Origin of the sequence: Nocardia amamiensis (assembly GCF_015477605.1) — a bacterium.
GTDB lineage: Bacteria > Actinomycetota > Actinomycetes > Mycobacteriales > Mycobacteriaceae > Nocardia > Nocardia amamiensis_A.
The window spans coordinates 57,352-75,776 of sequence record NZ_JADLQX010000025.1; the positions used below are offsets into that span (position 1 = coordinate 57,352).

Below are 18,425 nucleotides of genomic sequence, written 5' to 3' on the forward strand. Positions count from 1 at the left end.
CTCCGGACCGGACAACGCCGCCGGTGAGCCCTTTGGCAGGTAACCGCGATGACCGGATCACGATATGACGTAGCAGCTGTGCTGATTGCTAAGGTCACAGCGGTGTCCGGCCAATGCGACGGATACGAGGGCGCGACTCGTGGGGCTGCTTACCCCACCTCTCGATCCGAAAGGCGATAATTCTGCCTGTGCGTCGTCCCATTGTCGTCGGTGTCGACGGCTCGGAAGCGTCGCTTGCTGCCATTCGCTGGGCCGCGGCGATGGCTGCCCGCCGCGATGCGCCGCTGCATCTTGTGCACGCCATCGGTGTCCCCGGCCATGCCATGCCGTTGATCGGCTCGCTGTTGTTCGATATCAGCGCATACCGGAAGATCGGTGAGTCCGCGCTCGACTACGGACGAAGCATCGTGCGTCAGTCGGGTCACTTGCCCAGGGATGTCGACGTTCAGACCTTCCTCGATTTACCATCGCCGGTCGCGGCTTTGACCGCACGATCAGCGGCGGCCCAGTTGCTCGTTATCGGTGCTCGCGGGTTGGATCCGTTGGAGCGTGCGTTGTTCGGGTCGGTTGGCGTCGGTCTGATGAAACACGCCGATTGCCCAGTGGCCGTTATCCCGGCTGTCGCGGAAACAGCGCCGCCTTCGTCACATCTGCCGGTCCTGGTCGGAGTAGATGGATCGCGCTGTAGCGCTCGTGCGGTGGGACTTGCTTTCGACGAAGCGGCGAGCCGGCAAGTGGGGCTCGTGGCCGTGACCACGTGGTCCGATCGAAACGGTGCACCCAGCACAGCGCAGGAGCGAGCCGAGGTGTTGCTCGGCGAAAGCCTGTCGGGCTTCACCGACAAGTATCCGGGTGTCTGCGTGGATCGAGTCGTCGTCGAAGGCAGCCCGGCGCAGCGGTTGCTCGAGGCGTCCCGGCACGCGCAGCTGGTCGTACTCGGTAGCCGTGGGCGAGGCGGAGTTGCCGGCGCCGCGCTCGGCTCCGTCAGCCAGGCAGTACTGCAAGGCAGCCGCATCCCAGTGCTCATCGCTCCCTGTCGGCAGTGAGAGCCTCGCCTATCCGAGCAGCCTCCGTCCGGCAATGGAAACCACAGTGACGGGGCGAAGGTCCCATGGTCAGCGTCGGTTCGGCCCTGTGCGCTCGTGTCCCGCCGCCGTAGCGTTGTGATTCTCCCGAGTTCCGCATCGCACCGCGCCGAGGAGAAGGTCATGCGCGCACGAGTTGTCTACGAGTCGATGTTCGGCAACACCGCTGCTATCGCGGAAGCCATCGCACAAGGATTACGCGAGCACGCCGACGTAGAAGTGCTGAACGTGGCCGCAGCCGGTGAGTGTCCCGCTCCGGCGGTCAGCTTGCTCGTGGTCGGCGGACCCACCCACGCGTTCGGGCTCAGCCGCCCGCAAACTCGCCGCGACGCCGCCAGGCAAACCGACGCCCCCATCGCGACCGACATCGGCGTCCGCGAATGGCTCGACGCGGCGGTGCCGGCACCGCCGGGCCACCGCGCTGCTGCATTCGGCACCAAGATAGCCAAACCTCCATGGCTGCCGGGATCGGCCGCACGCGGCATCGGAAAACGGCTGCGCCGCTTGGGTTATTCCCTCGCCGACGAGCCAGTGGACTTCCTGGTCGAAGACACGACCGGCCCACTCAGCGCGGGTGAGCTGGAACGCGCCCGCGTCTGGGCCGCCCGGCTCGCTCATACCGAACTCGACCGCATCATGCACCGAACGTGACCGGCGGTCTACGGCGAATCCAGGCTCCGCATAGGCGGAATTACACGTGTCGGTGAGCGTCGGCGCCACGCTCACTACGGTGTACAGCGTGTCCGTGGCCTGGATACCGGTGATCGTCGTGTCGACGCCTCGGCCACGGTCGCCGGCGATGCGTTCGATCACCGAGCTGGCGAGTGTCATCAGAAAGCTCGCGCGAGGAGAGCACCACCAGCACCAAAGTGGGTCCGACTGGCCCTCCATCCCGGGACCTCGCGAAGCTCCCACTTTCCTTCCTGTGCGGCGGTCGGCGCGTCCGTCGGCTCCTGGAGGTGCAGCCGAAGGGCCTCCTGATTGGGGACCAAGGACAGGCGTGTCCGGCCAGGTGCGATTCCTAACCTTCGAGTATCGTTCTCCGAAAGGACGCCGTACATGTCCACCTCGCTCACCGACAACCCGCACGACCTGGCGTCTGCGGCAGTGGTTGTCGGCATCGACGGTTCCGAAGCCTCCGATCTTGCCGTCCAGTGGGCCGCTGAGACCGCCTCGCGGCGCGGCCGTCGGCTATGCATCGTGCACGGCTTGGACCTCGCGGCAACCCAGGCCATTTTCGGCATGTACGACTTGGTGGTCCCCGCGGTTGCACAGACGCTGCGGGAAGAAGGCGCCGCACGCCTGGCGGCCGCGGCCCGATCGGCCCGCCGCGTCGACCCCGAGCTGCGCGTCGAAACCGAGCTTTCGCCCGCGCATCCGGCCACCGTGCTCATCGAGCGATCCAAAGCCGCGCACCTGGTTGCGCTGGGTGCCGGGCCGGGCGGGGAACTCTCCCACGTCGGCTCGACGCTGCTCGCGGTGACCGCGCACGGACACGGCGACATCGTGGTCGTCCGGGATACCGGCAGCGAGCAGCGTATCCGCCGGACCGGACCGGTCGTGGTCGGCGTCGACGGCAGCCGAGCTGCCCAGGCCGCAGTCGCCGCGGCATTCGCCGAAGCGAGCATCCGCGACACCACACTCGTCGCCGTACACGCCGCGAGCGACATGACCTTCCATCCCGATCCCGGAACGACCAGTCTTGTCCCGGCCCGCGAACTCGAAACCGCCGCACAGCGCGCGCTGGCCGAACAGCTCGCGGGCTGGCAGGAGAAGTACCCCGACGTCCAGGTAACCCGCGTGGTCTCCGTCACCGCGCCACGCATCCTGCTCACCGCATGGTCGAAGTCCGCGCAGCTGCTCGTCGTCGGCAGCAGGGGACGCGGCGGCTTCCGCGGTCTGCTCCTCGGCTCCACCAGCAATTTCCTTGTCCAGCATGCTCATTGCCCAATCATGGTCGCCCACGAAAATTAGAAGAAAGCGAAAACACATGTCTGCCAGCAACAATCCCCCCGTCCTCGTCGGAGTCGACGGCTCGTCGTCCGCGCTCGCCGCCGTACGGTGGGCCGCCACCGACGCAGCCCACCGTCACGCACCGCTGCACATCGTCTACGCGATCGGTGCACCGATGGACTTCGGCCCCGGGCTCAGCGTTCAGTACGTCGACTACGACGGCTACCGGCAGGAGGGACGGAAGGCGCTCGAGACGGCGCGCGAGACGGCCGTCGCGACAACCTCCCCGATCGGGGAGCTCGACCTCGAGACCGATCTCGTCGAGGCGCCGCCGATCCCGGTCCTGCGCGACCGATCCGAATCCGCGCGCCTGCTCGTCGTCGGCACCCACGGGCTCGGCGCCTTCAGCCGCATGATCCTGGGCTCGGTCAGTACGGCGCTGGCCCGGCACGCCGGATGCCCGGTCGCAGTGATCCCCGAGACGACCGACCACTCCGGCGGGCCGGTTGTGGTCGGCGTCGACGGCTCGCCGCGCAGCGTTCACGCTGTCGAGATCGCCTTCGACGAGGCCGCGCACCGCGGCGCCGAACTGGTTGCGGTGCACACCTGGTCGGAGTTCTTCCGCTATGCCTCGCGCAGCGAAATGCAGGAAGAAGCCGAGGAATTGCTCTCCCAGAGCCTGGCCGGCTACGGCGAGAAGTATCCGGAGGTGCCGGTCCGTCGCGTCGTCGTCGAGGATCGCGCCGCCAAGGTTCTGCTCGAGGTCGGCCAGAGCGCACAGTTGATCGTGGTCGGCAGCCACGGGCGTGGCGGTTTCGCCGGGATGACCCTCGGTTCCGTCAGTCAGGCTGTCCTGCACGGGGCGAACGTTCCAGTGATCATCGCCAGGGCGGCGAGCTGACGCCTCCCTGCCGTGCTTCGGGTCATTCCGAGGATGCCGAGTTCACCAACCGAATCGTCTCCCCCGCCGCCAGCTGTGCGTTCCGTTCTCGGCAGGTGATCTCGATCGGCGGTGCGGACCCGGCATCCGAGCTGACCTCGACGGCGTCCCCGCTGATGTGCACGGTCAGCCGATGGCCGCGATAGATGATCGGAAATGTCAGCGCGCCCAGCATTTTCGGCCAGTACGGGCAGAAGATCAGGCGGTCGTGGCGGATCTCCAGGCCGGTGAAGCACCGCTGCAGCAGGTCGATACTGCCGGCCATCGCTCCGAGATGAATTCCCTCCGCGGTGGTGCCGCCCTGGATGTCCGCGACATCCGACTCGAGCACCAGGTCGAAGAATTCCACGGCGCGGTCGCGATTGGCGCGAGCGAGCACCCACGCATTCACCAGCGCGCTGAGCGTCGAACCGTGGGAGGTGCGAGACAGATAGTAGTCGATGGTGCGTGGGATCATCTCGCCGGTGAACTCGTATCCGAGGTGGCTCAGCAGTTCTCGGAGTTCGTCGGCCGACAGCAGATAGAACAGCATCAGAACATCGGCTTGTTTGGCCGCCCGATAGCGGTTGACGTTGTCACCCTCGGCCTCGAGTATCCGGTCGAGCCGCTGAATATTGCCGTAGCGCTGCCGATAGCGATCCCAATCCAATTCGGCCAGTTGGTCGTAGCCGTCGAACTGGCTGATTACCCCGTCGTGGAACGGCACGTACATGCGGCGAGCGACATCCTGCCAGCGCTGGAGCTCCGATGGGTGTACGGACAGGGCTTCCAGCAATTCCGACCGTGCGCGCGGTGAGAGGAGACCGAGAGCGTCCAGCGTTCGCAGGAGTACCCAGACCACCATGATGTTGGTGTAGGCGTTGTTGTCGATGCCCGTTTCCGGCGCCTGCGGATAGCCGGTATGGAACTCGTCGGGGCCGATCACGCCACGGATGGTGTACCGGGCGCGCTCGGCGTCGTAGCCGGCCAGGCTCGACCAGAACCGCGCGATCTCTACCAGCAACTCGGCGCCGTTCTCGACGAGGAATTCCATGTCGCCCGTCGCCTGATAGTACTGCCACACGTTATAGGCGATAGCCAGTCCGATGTGATGCGCGCGCCCGCTGGGATCCGGATTCCAATGCCCCGATAGGGGATTGAGATGCAGCCGCTGACTCTCCTCGCGGCCGTCGCTGCCGGACTGCCACGGGAACATCGCCCCGGCCAGCCCAGCTTCGGCGGCCGCCTGGCGGGCCTCGGGAAGGCGGCGGTAGCGGTAGCGCAACAGCGATCGGGTCAGAGCTGGAAAGCGCGGATTGAGCACGGGGAAGACGAACAATTCGTCCCAGAACACATGACCGCGATACGCCTCGCCGTGCAGCCCGCGTGCCGGCACGCCCACATCGAGTTCCGGTGTGTTCGGCGACAAAGTCTGGGTCAAGTGCAGCAGATGCAGGCGCATTATCCGCACCGCGTGTTCCCTGCCGTCGAGGTCGATCCGCAGCCGTGCCCACAGATGCTCCCAGGCAACAACGTGCCCTGCGAACAGCTCCGCGTAATCCCCGGTGGCGTCGAGCCAGCGGACCGCTTCTTCATCGGGCCCTGCTGTCGCATGGTCGCGTCCGGTGAAGACGGTGACGATCTTCTCCAACGTAAGCGGGTCGCCCTCGGCGACATCGATGGAGAAGTCGTGTCCGATGACTCCGTCTCGATGAACCAGTTCCCCTGTCGCGCCGATGGATCGTCCGCCGCGCCGAAGGGTGCTGCGAGTCGCCACCGCGACCGGAATTCCCGATTCGCTGGTACGCACCACGAGCAGGACCGAATCACCGGACAATTGCTCGGCACGCACTGTCGTCAGATGCTTCTCCGACAGGTCCCGATAGCGCTCGACCAGGCGATTGCGCACGGAGCCGTCGACGGACGAGCGGATCCGCAGGTTACCCGACCAGTTCTCGGCGGTGATGGTCGTCGCAAGCGCGCCGACATGCGGACGGTGCATCGCCACGAACCGGCGCTGGGTCACCGTGGTGATCCGCCCCGCGGTGTCGCGAAAACGGAACCGCCGCACGAGTTCGGCGCGGCGCAGATCCAATTGCTGCCTGTACCACACTAGATCGGCGGTATCGATGTCGAACCAGTCGCTGCCATCGATCCGGAAGGTCACCGGCAGCCAATTCGGCAGGTTCACCAGGCTCTCGTTGTCGACACGCCGCCCTGCGATCTGGTCGCGGAGCCGGTTGTACACCCCGGCGATGTAGGTGCCCGGGTAGTGGACAACACCGGCCCCGCATTCCGGCGCCGCGCCGCGGGTAGCGAAGTAGCCATTACCCACCGTGCAGAGCGCCTCGCGGAGCTTTTCCTGCGGCGGGTCGTAGCCGTCGAAGGTGAGCGTCCACGATTCCGGAGGGTCCGCGACCTTTTCGGTGTGCAGGAGCTCGGCCAGCCGCCCGAGGAAGTCGCGCACTTGGCGGGGTCCGGCGACCGCGAATCGCGCGGCCGTGTACCTGTCGCCGGTCTCGTCGTGGCGCACCACGATGGGCAGTCCGTCGGATGCGACGGCGTCGAAGGCGTCCTCGTCGGTCAGATCGTCGCCCAGGTAGATCGGCAGCACGGGCGCGGTGACGTGCTCGAGGATCCAGCGCAGGGCAGTGCCCTTGTCCCAGTCCACATCAGGGCGCAATTCGACGACCCGTCGACCATGGGTGACGCGCAGTCCGGCCGCATGTCCGGCTTCGTGCGCCGCCGCGACGACCCCTGCGACGTTCTCGGCCGCCACGTTGCGGTGATGGACCGCGACCGCGAATCGTTTGTGTTCCACCAGAACTCCGGCGATGTCATGCAACTGTCGCCGAAGCTCGGTGGCGGCATCGGCCAGCGTCTGTTCGGCGCCGGGCGCGGCGTCGTGGACATGGCATGTGCCGTCCGGGCCCATCAGCTCGAAGCCGTGGCTGCCCGCGTACCAGATCCCGCTGACGCCCACGCGCTCACGCAGGTCCCGTAAATCGCGTCCGCTGACGACCGCGACGGGGCATTCCGCGGCCAGTTTCCCCAGCACCGCCGGCATTCCGTCGACCGGTTTCGCGTCGTCCGGATCGGCGACGATCTCGGCCGAGGTGCCATCGAAATCCAGTAGGACGGCGGCCTTCTCGGTGCCGAGGAGATCCCGCACGCGTGGCCAGCATTCGACCGCATCCGGGATTTCGGACATCCGCCGGAAGCCCCCGCGTAATCGCACCTGCTGGAGATCATCGACGACGGAGTCGGCGCCCCGCGCCAGTAACCGGTCCGCGTGCGCGCCACGGTCGACACCGATGATCAGTGCGAAGCCGCCACTGCGCCCGGCCGCCACACCTGCCTCGGCGTCCTCGACCACAACCGTGCGGCCGGGTTCTGCGCCCAGTCGGCGCGTGGCCTCGAGCAGCATCGCCGGGTCGGGTTTGCCCGGGAGGTCCAGTTCCTCGGCGACGATGCCATCTACCCGAACCGCGAACAGGTCGGCGATACCGGCGGCCGCGAGCACTTGTGCGCAGTTGCGACTGGCGGAGAACACGCCGGTGGCTATCCCCGCGGCATGCAGCCGCCGAACGAGCGTGACGGTCGATTCGAACACCCGCACGCCGTCGCGGGAGATCCGCTCCCGAAACAGGCGATCCTTGCGGTTGCCGAGCCCGCACACGGTCTCTGCCGTCTCCGGATCGGAGGATTTCCCCCAGGGCAGCGCGATGCCTCGCGCGGCGAGGAAGTCCGCGACACCTCGATAGCGTGGTTTGCCATCCACGTAACGTAGGTAGTCGGATTCGGTGAACGGTGAACGGTCTTGTCCGGCACTTGCGGGACGTTGCGTGAGGAAGACGTCGAACAGGTCGGCCCAGGCCGCGGCGTGAATCGACGCGCTGTCGGTGACCACGCCATCCATATCGAAGATCACCGCGTCGTGGCGGCGCGCATCGATCCGCGGCGCCGCTGGTGCACCGTTTCCCACTCCTCTAGCGTGAATGGGTCGATTCGTCCTGTCCAGGGGAAAAGGTCCGCAACAGCCGCCCGACGTGCGGGGCTACCAGCCACGAGACCTGGGGACCAACGACTCCTCCGCCACCGGCCTGCGACGCATACCGTCGATGATATGACCGAGCTGCCCACCGCTGAAACCATCGAGAAAGCCGTGCTGCTCGCCGGCCGGGCGCCGTCGCTGCACAACAGCCAGCCCTGGCACTGGACGTTCGACGGCCGAGCGCTACGTCTGTTCGCCGTGCCCGAACGCATGCTACCGGCGACGGATACCGCCGGTCGGCAGATGCTGATCAGCTGTGGCATTGCTCTGGGCCATCTGCGGGTAGCCATGGCCGCCGCCGGCTGGCGCATCTTCGTGGCCCGCTTCCCCAACCCGCACCAGCGACATCACCTCGCCACCATCACGTTCCAACCAGCCGAGATCGTGACCGACGGCGACCGCGCCCGCGCCGACGCCATACTGCGCAGGCGCACCGACCGGCTGCCGTTCGCCGCGCCCACCGGCTGGTCGGATTTCGAATCCGTGCTGCGGACCACCTTCGATCGGGCCGACGCCACGCTGGACGTGTTGCGGGACGACAGCCGGCCCGCGCTGGCCCGCGCCTCGGAGTTGACCGCGTCCCTGCGTCGCTACGACTCCGGATACCACGCCGAATTGCAGTGGTGGACCGGCCACACCATCGCCAGTGCGGGGGTCCCCGGGGAAGCCCTGATTTCTCCGGAGGAACGGCAGCGGGTCTCCGTGGGCCGCCAGTTCCCCACTAGCACCGGCAACCCTCGACGCAGCGCGGTCACAGCAGACCACTCGGTGATTCTGGTGCTGTCGTGTAACAGCGACGCCGCGGAAGATCTGGTGCCCTGCGGTGAGGTGGTGTCCACCGTGCTGCTCGAATGCACCCTCGCCGGGTTCGCCACGTGCCCGCTGACTCATCTGACCGAGGTACCGCGCAGCCGCGCCGTCGTCCGGGAACTGACCGCCCACTCCGGACAGCCGCAGGTCCTGATCCGGGTCGGCATCGCGCCCCAACGCGAAGAGAACGCTCCAGCGACGCCCCGCCTGCCACTCGCCGAAATTCTCGACATGAGCGAATCCGCCGGAAAAGCGAACTGACTCCGATGACAACTCGACGCATGAGAACCACGACGCTTGCCATAGCAACCGCCTCGGCGCTGGTCGGTCTGGCAGTGGCCTATCGAAGCTTCTGGCGCACCAAGTGGTTGACCTGGGGTGCCTCGGCGGAGGAGATCGCGAGGGTGATGCCCGGTGATGAGCTGCTGGTTGACGCCGACACCGTCGCGACTCGTGCCATCACGATCGGGACGGGGGCGGACGCGATCTGGCCCTGGCTGGTTCAGCTGGGTCCCGGCCGCGGCGGTGCTTACACCTACGACTGGATCGAGAACCTGCTCGGACTCCAGATGCACAGCGCCAATGAGATCTTGCCGCAGTTCCAGAACCTCGCGATCGGCGACACTTTTCCGCTCGGCGAGTCCGGCCCGCGCATGCGAGTGGCGGTCCTCGAGCCCGCGCGTGCCCTGGTATTCGCCTCCGAGGACGGCCGATGGGTATGGGCCTTCGGCCTCTACCCGATGGGGAAGGCCACCCGGCTGGTCAGTCGCAATCGCATCGCGCTGACGGGTGCGCCGACACTCGCACGTTTGGTCAACCTTCTGGTGATGGAACCGGGCAGTCTGCTGATGGAACGGAAGATGCTGCGGGGCATCAAGCGGCGCGCCGAGCGTATAGGAACACCGGACGGACGGAGGACCAAGGACCCTGACCCGCGGGCGGAAGGCCCATATCCGCCGGTCCCCATGCCGAGAACACTCGAAATATGACTTCCGGCGACGTCACACCCGCCGTTCCGATACCCGAGCGTCCGACGATACTGGCGGCGCTGCGGCTGGCCACACGCGCACCCTCAGTGCACAACACCCAGCCGTGGCGCTGGGTGCTGGACGGCAATCGCCTGCGCCTGCACACCGACACCGATCGACTGTTGACCTCGACCGATCCCCGCGGCCGCCAGCTGGTGATCAGCTGCGGGGCCATGCTGCACCATGCGCGGACCGCCTTCGCCCATCAGGGGTGGCACACCGACACCATGCGCTTACCGGACCGGCAGCAGTCCGATCATTTGGCGACGATCGAGTTCCGCCCGTGGCCGGACCCGCCTGATGGTGTCCACGCTCGTGCGCTCGCCATCGAACGTCGGCGCACCGACCGGCTGCCTATGGTCGCCCCGGACGGGTTCGACGAGATCTTGCCCCAGATGCGCATGCTCAGCTCTCCGCACGGGGTCGAGCTCGATGTGCTCGACGAGAGCGCCCGTGCGCGCCTGGCCGCCGGGTCGCAGCAGACCGAAGCCCTGCGCCGCGACGACATGTTCTACCAAACCGAATTAGATTGGTGGGCAGGGCATTCTGATGCGCCCGAGGGCGTGCCGCCGTCCGCACTGGTGTCGGACGCGGAGTTCGCGCGCGTCGGCGTTGGACGCGTTTTCCCCTCCGCCCCGCACTCGATGCGGCGCGATCACCTCGAAGACCAGGCGCGACTGGTGGTGCTCAGCACCGATGGCGACTCGGTGATGCAGTGGTTGCGCACCGGCGAAGCACTGTCGGCGGTGCTGCTGGAATGCACCGCGGCCGGGCTGGCGACCTGCGCGCTGACCCATATCACCGAACTCCCGACCGGCCGGAAGCTGCTCACGAACCTGATCCCCCGCCTGGGCACGCCGCAAGTGGTGATCCGGATCGGGACCGCGCCCGAGGACAGCGAGCTGATACCGCCCACCCCTCGCCGACCGCTCACGGACATCTTCACCGTCATCGGATCCCACTGATATTAATCGGCCGTGCGGTAACACTGCCGGGACGGCGGCGCGCGACAGGGGTCTGGTCAGCGGCCGGATTTTCTCAGTATCCGGCGTCACGGCGGCGGAATCCGGCGAAACCGAACGCCATACCGGCCGCAGCTGTCGCGATGATCACGAATATCGATGTGGCGGTGACGGTTTCGAGTGGTGCTTGCGGAGTGTGTGTGAAGGGGGATGCGTCGTCGAACCAGTCGGGCAGATCGAAGGCGGTCGCGAACAGCACGGCGACGGCACAGTAGGCGAAGGCCGCCCAAGCCAGTGGGACGGCGGCCCGCGGCAACCAGCCCGATCCGATCGTCGCGACCGCGACGAGTAGCCAGACGGCCGGCAGATACACCAGCGACACCCCGGTCATGCGCAGTGGTTGGACGGCATCCGCGACCGTCAACCCGTACGCCAGCCCGATCCCGAAACCCCCGACAGCGAGCACGAACGCGCCGCCGACCACGGCGATTGCGACGTGGCTTGCGAGCCAGGAATAGCGGCTGACCGGTGCGGCCAGGACAGTTTCGGCCCGGCCTGCGGTCTCCTCCCCGCGGGCGCGCAGGACGCTGGTGACACCGTATGCGGAGGCGAGCAGCGCGACGATCGAGACCGTGAGTGCCAGATATGAATCCACCGCGTCGGCTACGCCGCCGGGCAGGTACGCGGCGATCTCCGGGTTGTCGGCGAGAAAGTCCTCGATACTGTCGGCGAACGAGCCATAGGCCGCGCCGAGGGCGAAAACGCCGATAGCCCAACCACACAGGGAGCCGCGCTGTAACCGCCAGGCCAGGCCGAGCGGTGAACCAAGCGCCCACGACGCGGTCGCGCGCCCGGTCGCGTAGGGAAGCAGTCCGGCGCCGAAGTCCCGCCGTTCGAGCAGGGCGAACGCGACGACGGTGAGCGCGAGCGTCGCGGCAGCGAACAGCAACAGCGTCCACCAGCGGTCGCCGGTGTAGGGGTAGCTGCGCTGGCCCCATCCGATGGGCGATGTCCAGGACGCGACGCCACTGCCGACGTCGCCGACGGCCCGGGCCACGTACGCTGCCGCGAGCGCCAGGCCGACTGCTCCGTAGACGCTGCGCGGATTCTCGAAGATCTGCGCGGCAACCGCGGTGAGGGCGGCGAAGGTGACACCGACACCCCCGGTGACGAGTCCGAGCAGCAGCGAACCTCCGACCGGAAGTCCGGTGCCGACCGCGGCGGCGAAGACCACCAGCACGACGGCGACATCCGCGAGTCCGGCCAGCGCGAGCGAGGCGACGGCGGGGGCTCGGCGTCCCACCCTGGCCGAGCGGAGCAGTTCGGCCCGGCCGGTTTCCTCGTCCGAGCGGGTATGCCGTCCGACCAGGAACATGTTCATCAATGCGACCACGACCGCGAGATAGGCGAAGATCTCGAACACGATCTCGCCGCCGATGGTGTCCAGCAGCCGGGTCGGTCCGCCCATCGCGATGGCTGCCGCGTTGGCGCTCATCGTCTCGCGGATCTGCGCGAGTTTCTGCGGTGTGTTGTAGAAGCGTTGACTGCCCAGGGATTGGAACGCCAGCAGCGCGGCGGTGCCGAGCAGCCAGCACGGCAGCGTGAAGCGCTCGCGCCGCAGCGCGAACCGCAGCAGGGTGCCTGCTCCGGCGGTGATTTGGCGCAGCATCGATGTGGTGCTCACTGTCTCTCCTCGACCGCTGAGACCGGGGTGCCGTAGTGACGCAGGAAGATGTCCTCCAGGGTCGGCGGGGTGCTGGTGAGGCTGCGTACGCCGAGACCTGCCAGGATCCGCAGGACGGCATCGAGGTGGGTGGTGTCGACGTCGAACCTGGCGTGTGTGCCGTCACGGGCCAGGTCGTGCACACCCGGCACCGAGTCCAGATCCGTGGCGGGCCGAATGGTTTCGACGGTGATCGTGGTGCGCGTCAGATGCCGCAGCTCCGACAGGGTGCCGCTTTCCACGGTGCGTCCGTGCCGGATGATGCTCACCCGGTCGCACAGCGCCTCCACCTCGGCCAGTATGTGGCTGGACAACAGCACGGTCCGGCCCTCGCTCTTCGATTCCGCGATACAGCGCTGGAATTCTGCCTCTTTCAGCGGATCCAGGCCGACGGTCGGCTCGTCGAGCAGCAGCAGTTCCGCGTCCGAGGCCAGCGCGGCGACGAGCGCCACCTTCTGCCGGTTGCCCTTCGAATAGGCGCGTGCCTTCTGGCGGGGGTCGAGATCGAATCTCTCCAGCAGTTCGTCACGGCGGCGCCGGTCGATGTCGCCCCGCAGCCGCCCCATCAAGTCGATGACCTCACCGCCGGTGATTCCGGGCCAGAGGATGACCTCACCGGGCACATACGCCAACCGGGCGTGCAGTGCGACCGCGTCCGACCACGGATCGCCACCGAGCATCCGCACCGTGCCGGAATCCGCGCGCAGCAGTCCCAGCAGAACCCGGATCGTCGTCGTCTTACCGGACCCGTTCGGACCCAGAAACCCGTGTATCTCACCGGTGTGCACGGTCAGATCCAGGCCGTCGAGCGCCCTCGTAGCGCCGAAGGATTTCGTCAGACCGGCGATGGAAATCGCGCACTCGCTCATCGAAGCGTCCTTCCTGCCCGCAGTGTCCACGGATTTTCCGACTTCCACATGGTCAGCGGATGCAGGTCGAAGTTCATCTTCATCGCCCCGGTGCGGGACGCGCGGGAAAAGAGAATCCGGCCGGTGCCGAGTCCCCACCGGGCCAGATCGATGCGGAAGGCCAAGGGATCGTCCGGATCGTCCGGGTACAGCGGCAGCCCGCGCAGCAGCGCGGGAATCGGGGTCAGTACCCGTAGTGCCGGCCGGCCACCGCTGATCCGCACGTCGACCCCCGCGCCCACCATCGATAGAGCGCGAACATCGGTGAGCGATCCCGGCAACGTGTAGTAGCCGCAGATCTGCGGCCAGACCTCAGGATGATGTGGGATGTCGCCGCGAACAGCCGGTTCCGTGACACCGAGCAGCTCGTGCAGCAGCCCGGAGGTCTCGGCCGGGAGCCACAGCATGGCGCGGTGGCCGCCGGTGACGAAGACCATGACACCCAGGCCGTCGTCGGGCGCCAGCCAGATCTGGGAATTGAATCCCGGCAGGATGCCCTGATGCTCGACCAGCCGATGCCCCGCCGCGACCCCCCGGAAGAAACCCAGCCCCATACCCGGCACCCGGGGATCGGGCTGGTATTGCGCTGCGAACATCATTGCCAGCGTGTCGGACTCGAGGACCGAACCGTGTTCGTTGCGGCCCCCGCCGAGCAGCGCGGTGAGGTACCGGCCCATGTCGCGCGGCGTCGAGTAGATCGAAGCGGCACCGGCGGTGATCATCTCGCGGTGTGTGATCTCTTTCGGGCCGTGCGCGCGCAGCGCGTACCCGATCGCCCGGCGCATCGGCGCGCGATCGGGCGGCGCAAGGCTCGTGTCGATCATTCCCAGCGGCCGGAACACGTGCTCGCGCAGGTAGTCGGCGAGGCGAACACCGGTGACGTCGGCGACGATCTGTCCCAGGGTGGCGAAACCGTGGTTGGTGTAGGTCCACCGGGTACCCGGTTCGGCTTGAACACGCAAACCACGCCGGTAGTACTCGCTCAACGGCGTGACCACGGTCCCCGGGGCGACGCTCTCGCCGAAATCGGGTCCGAACACCCGTAGCGGGTGGGCCGTTTCGCCGATGCCCGAGGTGTGCGTCAACAGGTGGCGCACCGTTACCGGACCGAAGCTCGGATCGGCCGGGACCAGGCGGTAGGCACGCAGATACTCGCTTGCCGGCGCGTCCAGATCGATCCGCCCGCGCTCCCACAGCTGCATCACCGCGATCGCCGTGAATGTTTTCGTGATCGAGGCGATCCGGAAGATCGTGTCCTCGGTGACCGGCTGGTTCGCGGCGATATTCGCCAAGCCGTGCCCGGCGAACTCCATCCGCCCATCACGCACGACACCGATCGCGGCACCGACAACCGGCCGACGATTGAACACCGCTTCGATCCGCCTTGTCAACCGGGCTTCGTCGATTTCCAGCACGGCTCCTCCATTCACCAGCCCGCCCATCCGGCGGCGTGATACCAGCCTGCGGCTCCTGGCACCCGAGCGGAGGAGGACATCGGCTCGAACCGTGGGGCCGAACGTCCCCGCCCGTTCGAAGACGGCCGGACCTGTCAGGGCGATCTCCGATCCGGGATGACGTCGGCCGTGGCTCGAAACGTCACCAGAATCCGTCACAGCAGTCACGGGGCAGCAGGCCATGCGCCTGCGTCGCCGCTGGATGCCTCGGTCCGGACGAGTTCTTCGTACAGTTCCGCGATACGGCCTGGCAGTCCTGGTGCGGTGCCCGCAGTGGCGAGCGCCGCGGTCGCCGCGGCGATGCCCAGGCGCACCGCGGCATCCAGTGCGTACCCCCGGGCCAGCCCGACGGTGGTGCCGCCGACCATCGCGTCTCCCGCGCCGATCCCGCTGCGCACCCGGGCCGGTATCGGCGCGAACCACTCGTGCGATTCCCTGGTCACCACCATCGCTCCGGATGCACCGAGGGACAGAAGCACGATCTCGGTCAACCCGGAGGTGATCAGCCCACGGGCCGCCGACAACTGTTCCGCACTGTCGCGCAGCGGACGGCCGACGTAGTCGCTCAGTTCCCGCACACTGGGCTTGATCAGATACGCGCCGCCGCGCACGCCGCGTAGTGCGGCGCCCGATGTGTCCAGCACAACGCGGACACCGAGGTCGGCGACGAGATCGATGAGGATCTGATAGAAGTCATGCGACGCACCTGGGGGCAGGCTTCCACTGGCGACGAGGTAGTGCGCGCCGCGCACCGCTCGCTCCACCTCGGCCAGGCAACGGTGCTGTTCCGGATTGGTCAGCCGCGATCCGGGAAAGACGAACCGATACTGCTCGCCGGTCGCCTCTTCGGTAACCGCGAGACTCTCCCGGGTGGATTCGGCTACCGGCACCGGCCGCACCGGCACTCCGGCATCGCGCACCAACTGCTCGAGCAGCTTGCCGCTGTACCCACCCGAGGGAAACACCGCCGCCACCTCGAGGCCGAGCGCGGCCACCGTGCGCGCCACGTTGACCCCACCACCGCCCGGATCGAATCGAGGTGTCGCACAGCGCATTTTGTCGACCGGCACAACTTTCGCCACCCGAGTCGCGAGATCGACCGCAGGATTCATCGTCAAGGTCACGATCGGACTCACCGGAACCTCCTCGAACGGGCCTTCAGGGCCGCCCGCTGGCCCGCCCGGCCGCCTCTTCGTAACGGTCGCCGCTACCGTCTGAGGTGTGCGGCAACCGATCTGTCCTGTTCGCCGCTGTTCTCGGCCACGTCCGCCACACGGATCAGGTGCCTAACACCAGCATCGGCGCGGCGACGAACGAGTTCCGCAGGGCAGTAGCGCACAGGGCATCCGGCGAAGGGGAAGCGGACTCATGGTTTCCTCCTCGGAGCCGGGTGCTCCGACACGGTCGATTTCACCGGTATTCCGGTACGGCGGATAGAGCCCGCGGTACTGCGGTATTCCGACCGTTGTCCGTGGGAATGTGACCAAAGTCCTCCCTAGGCGCACGGCCAGGGTCGCTGCTGCGCACGGGCCGAAGGTCACCACTGCACTGCTGCACAAAGCCGGAGCGGGCACTGGCTTCTCCTTCTCCCACCTGCGTCCGCGTGGTGATGCTGTCACCTCGAGCGGAGGCATCGCCAGTGGCCCGGTCTCGTTCATCGAACTGTACGACGCCGCCACACAGGTGATCCGGCTCGGGGGCGCCGCTTCGGCGCTAACATGGCGGTTCTCGACGTCCGTCATCCCGACATCGAGGATTTCGTCTCGGCCAAGGCTGAGCCGGGCCCGCTGGCGACCTTCAACCTTTCGGTGGCGGTGACCGACGACTTCATGCGAGCGGCCGCCTCGGGCGGGCCCCACGCGTTGATACACCCGCGCACGGGCCGGACCGTTCGAATGATTCCGGCGCGCGGCTTGCTGGAGCAGATCGCGGAACGAGCCTGGCGAAACGGCGAACCCGGACTGCTGTTCCTCGACGCGGTCAACCGGGCGAATCCGGTGCCTGATCGTGGTCCGATAGAGGCGACCAACCCGTGCGGCGAGGTCCCCTTGGCAGCCTACGAGTCCTGCAACCTCGGTTCGGTGAACCTGTCGCGTTTCCTCTCCGGTGACCATCTCGACGAGAACCGTCTGGCCGATGTCGTGCGGGCGGCGGTGCGCTTCCTCGATGACGTGATCGATGTCGCGCGCTACCCCCGGCCCGAGCTGGCCGTCGCCGCGCGAGCCACCCGCAAGCTCGGGCTCGGCGTCATGGGTCTAGCGGATACTCTTGCCGCGCTGGGAATCCCGTATAACAGCGAGCAAGCGGTGCGTTTCACCGAGCATGTGATGGCGCACATCGCGCGGTGGGGACACACGGCGTCGGAATGGCTTGCGGCAGACCGCGGTGCTTTCCCGCTGTTCCCGCACAGTGGATGGGTGGACGGGGACGGACCGCCGATGCGCAACGCACAGGTCACCTCGATCGCGCCGACCGGCACCATCGCGCTGATCGCCGGCACTTCCGCTGGAATCGAGCCACTGTATGCCCTGGCCTACACCCGCCATATTCTCCGGCGCGACTTTCACCACTTCGACCCGCTCTTCCGGCAACTCGCCGTCGGATGCGGAGTTTGGTCCACCGCGCTGGAAGCCGAAGTCGCGTCGTCAGGAACGGCCTGTGGCTGCGCCGAACTCCCCGAGGAGCTGCGCCGCCGCTTCGTCACCGCCCAGGAGATCACGCCCTCCTGGCACGTCCGCATCCAGGCCGCCGCGCAACGGCACACCGACGCCGCCGTCGCGACAACCGTGAACCTACCGGCAGACGTGCACGTCGAGGACGTGCTCGACATCTTCCGGCAGGCATGGTCGGCGCAGGTCAAAGGGATCACCGTCTTCCGGTCCGGCAGCCGACCCGGGCAGGTGCTGCGGCACGCCGACGCCGCTCCCGAGCCGCATGCCGCCGTCGAGCCCGGTACCGTCCGGGCACCCGGTTGCGAAGCGTGCGAAGAGCTGGTTCCGATCGTCCGCCCGGTACGCGCCGGTCCAGGGACTTCTCAGCTTTCGGCCGACTCGGAGGCGCCTTCGCTCGACCGATAGTGCCGCGAGGAGAAGTAGGCCGCGGCGACCTCTTCCTGCGCACGCAGCTCGTCGCTGGTGACTACGTGGGCGTCCGGACCGGGGAAGGTGAGTGCCCGGTGCCCGGTATCGGTCCAGTGCACGAGGTAGGGCGGCGCCCCATCTTTCCCGTGGACTTCCTCGATGAGACCGTGCCGGACCGTGCCGCCGACACTGCGCCCCTCCACGATCAGCCAGTCCCCTGCTTTCGCCTGCATCGATGCCAACCTCCTGTGCGGTGCGATCCCATCGTCGCGCCGGGTGGCGCACCGCCGGTAGGGCCGTTGGTCCGCTGCACGGGGCGACCGACGATACGAATGCACCAACAGCAGGTCCTTGCGGCTGATGATGCCCCCTCGGCACCGATAACGGCGGGTATGGCTGTTCGGAAGCGAACCACCTCGCTGAATCCGCCGGCGAGTCACAGACGGTTC

At 67.4% G+C, this 18,425-nt stretch carries 13 protein-coding genes and 1 pseudogene; 8 read left to right on the forward strand and 6 right to left on the reverse strand.

What is annotated here, in order from left to right:
• Window positions 1–113 precede the first annotated feature (113 nt).
• The 4 genes from IU459_RS27800 to IU459_RS27815 all read left to right on the forward strand — a co-directional run bounded on the left by IU459_RS27800 (window position 114) and on the right by IU459_RS27815 (window position 3,939).
• On the forward strand, window positions 114–1,046 hold the full coding sequence (locus IU459_RS27800) for a universal stress protein (protein ID WP_195132540.1): 933 nt from the start codon (window positions 114–116) through the stop codon (window positions 1,044–1,046).
• Between the two features lie 162 nt (window positions 1,047–1,208).
• Complete coding sequence (locus IU459_RS27805) at window positions 1,209–1,736, forward strand: flavodoxin family protein (RefSeq protein WP_195132541.1); 528 nt, start codon at window positions 1,209–1,211, stop codon at window positions 1,734–1,736.
• A gap of 408 nt (window positions 1,737–2,144) precedes the next feature.
• On the forward strand, window positions 2,145–3,059 hold the full coding sequence (locus IU459_RS27810) for a universal stress protein (RefSeq protein WP_195132542.1): 915 nt from the start codon (window positions 2,145–2,147) through the stop codon (window positions 3,057–3,059).
• 16 nt (window positions 3,060–3,075) lie between these two features.
• Window positions 3,076–3,939: a universal stress protein gene (locus IU459_RS27815; RefSeq protein WP_195132543.1), complete on the forward strand. Its 864-nt coding sequence runs from the start codon at window positions 3,076–3,078 to the stop codon at window positions 3,937–3,939.
• Between the two features lie 22 nt (window positions 3,940–3,961).
• On the opposite strand, the gene otsB is transcribed toward IU459_RS27815, so the two are convergent.
• Window positions 3,962–7,942, reverse strand: coding sequence for a trehalose-phosphatase (gene otsB / locus IU459_RS27820; protein WP_324199055.1), 3,981 nt, complete (start codon window positions 7,940–7,942; stop codon window positions 3,962–3,964).
• Between the two features lie 141 nt (window positions 7,943–8,083).
• Between otsB and IU459_RS27825 the strand changes: the two genes are divergently transcribed.
• Genes IU459_RS27825 through IU459_RS27835 form a run of 3 tightly spaced genes read left to right on the forward strand, consistent with a single transcriptional unit; the run spans window position 8,084 to window position 10,814 of the window.
• Window positions 8,084–9,082, forward strand: coding sequence for an Acg family FMN-binding oxidoreductase (locus IU459_RS27825; RefSeq protein WP_195132544.1), 999 nt, complete (start codon window positions 8,084–8,086; stop codon window positions 9,080–9,082).
• Between the two features lie 20 nt (window positions 9,083–9,102).
• Window positions 9,103–9,810, forward strand: a complete 708-nt coding sequence (locus IU459_RS27830; RefSeq protein WP_195132545.1) for an SRPBCC family protein — start codon at window positions 9,103–9,105, stop codon at window positions 9,808–9,810.
• A complete protein-coding gene (locus IU459_RS27835; RefSeq protein WP_195132546.1) occupies window positions 9,807–10,814 on the forward strand; it encodes an Acg family FMN-binding oxidoreductase in 1,008 nt (335 codons plus the stop codon). Before IU459_RS27830 ends, IU459_RS27835 begins: the two co-directional genes overlap by 4 nt.
• A gap of 73 nt (window positions 10,815–10,887) precedes the next feature.
• Here IU459_RS27835 and IU459_RS27840 read toward each other — a convergent pair whose 3' ends face one another.
• The 4 genes from IU459_RS27840 to IU459_RS27855 all read right to left on the reverse strand — a co-directional run bounded on the left by IU459_RS27840 (window position 10,888) and on the right by IU459_RS27855 (window position 16,032).
• A complete protein-coding gene (locus tag IU459_RS27840) occupies window positions 10,888–12,495 on the reverse strand; it encodes an ABC transporter permease (protein ID WP_324199056.1) in 1,608 nt (535 codons plus the stop codon).
• Window positions 12,492–13,403: an ABC transporter ATP-binding protein gene (locus IU459_RS27845; RefSeq protein WP_195132547.1), complete on the reverse strand. Its 912-nt coding sequence runs from the start codon at window positions 13,401–13,403 to the stop codon at window positions 12,492–12,494. Before IU459_RS27845 ends, IU459_RS27840 begins: the two co-directional genes overlap by 4 nt.
• The gene (locus IU459_RS27850) at window positions 13,400–14,857 is read right to left on the reverse strand and encodes a serine hydrolase domain-containing protein (RefSeq protein WP_324199057.1); all 1,458 of its coding nucleotides are present in this window, start codon (window positions 14,855–14,857) and stop codon (window positions 13,400–13,402) included. Before IU459_RS27850 ends, IU459_RS27845 begins: the two co-directional genes overlap by 4 nt.
• Before the next feature lie 203 nt (window positions 14,858–15,060).
• Complete coding sequence (locus IU459_RS27855; RefSeq protein WP_195132549.1) at window positions 15,061–16,032, reverse strand: 1-phosphofructokinase family hexose kinase; 972 nt, start codon at window positions 16,030–16,032, stop codon at window positions 15,061–15,063.
• 343 nt (window positions 16,033–16,375) lie between these two features.
• Here IU459_RS27855 and IU459_RS27860 point away from each other — a divergent pair.
• A pseudogene (locus IU459_RS27860) lies at window positions 16,376–17,973 on the forward strand (adenosylcobalamin-dependent ribonucleoside-diphosphate reductase).
• Here the strand turns inward: IU459_RS27860 and IU459_RS27865 are convergent.
• Window positions 17,931–18,209: a DUF1918 domain-containing protein gene (locus IU459_RS27865; protein WP_195132550.1), complete on the reverse strand. Its 279-nt coding sequence runs from the start codon at window positions 18,207–18,209 to the stop codon at window positions 17,931–17,933. The pseudogene IU459_RS27860 and the gene IU459_RS27865 sit on opposite strands and share 43 nt — an antisense overlap.
• Window positions 18,210–18,425: the final 216 nt, after the last annotated feature.

Excerpts from the sequence above, each read along its gene's own strand:
- IU459_RS27800 (WP_195132540.1), top strand. The coding sequence starts at position 114 with ATGCGACGGATACGAGGGCGCGACTCGTGGGGCTGCTTACCCCACCTC.
- IU459_RS27805 (WP_195132541.1), top strand. The coding sequence starts at position 1,209 with ATGCGCGCACGAGTTGTCTACGAGTCGATGTTCGGCAACACCGCTGCT.
- IU459_RS27810 (WP_195132542.1), top strand. The coding sequence starts at position 2,145 with ATGTCCACCTCGCTCACCGACAACCCGCACGACCTGGCGTCTGCGGCA.
- IU459_RS27815 (WP_195132543.1), top strand. The coding sequence starts at position 3,076 with ATGTCTGCCAGCAACAATCCCCCCGTCCTCGTCGGAGTCGACGGCTCG.
- IU459_RS27825 (WP_195132544.1), top strand. The coding sequence starts at position 8,084 with ATGACCGAGCTGCCCACCGCTGAAACCATCGAGAAAGCCGTGCTGCTC.
- IU459_RS27830 (WP_195132545.1), top strand. The coding sequence starts at position 9,103 with ATGAGAACCACGACGCTTGCCATAGCAACCGCCTCGGCGCTGGTCGGT.
- IU459_RS27835 (WP_195132546.1), top strand. The coding sequence starts at position 9,807 with ATGACTTCCGGCGACGTCACACCCGCCGTTCCGATACCCGAGCGTCCG.
- IU459_RS27845 (WP_195132547.1), bottom strand. The coding sequence starts at position 13,403 with ATGAGCGAGTGCGCGATTTCCATCGCCGGTCTGACGAAATCCTTCGGC.
- IU459_RS27865 (WP_195132550.1), bottom strand. The coding sequence starts at position 18,209 with ATGCAGGCGAAAGCAGGGGACTGGCTGATCGTGGAGGGGCGCAGTGTC.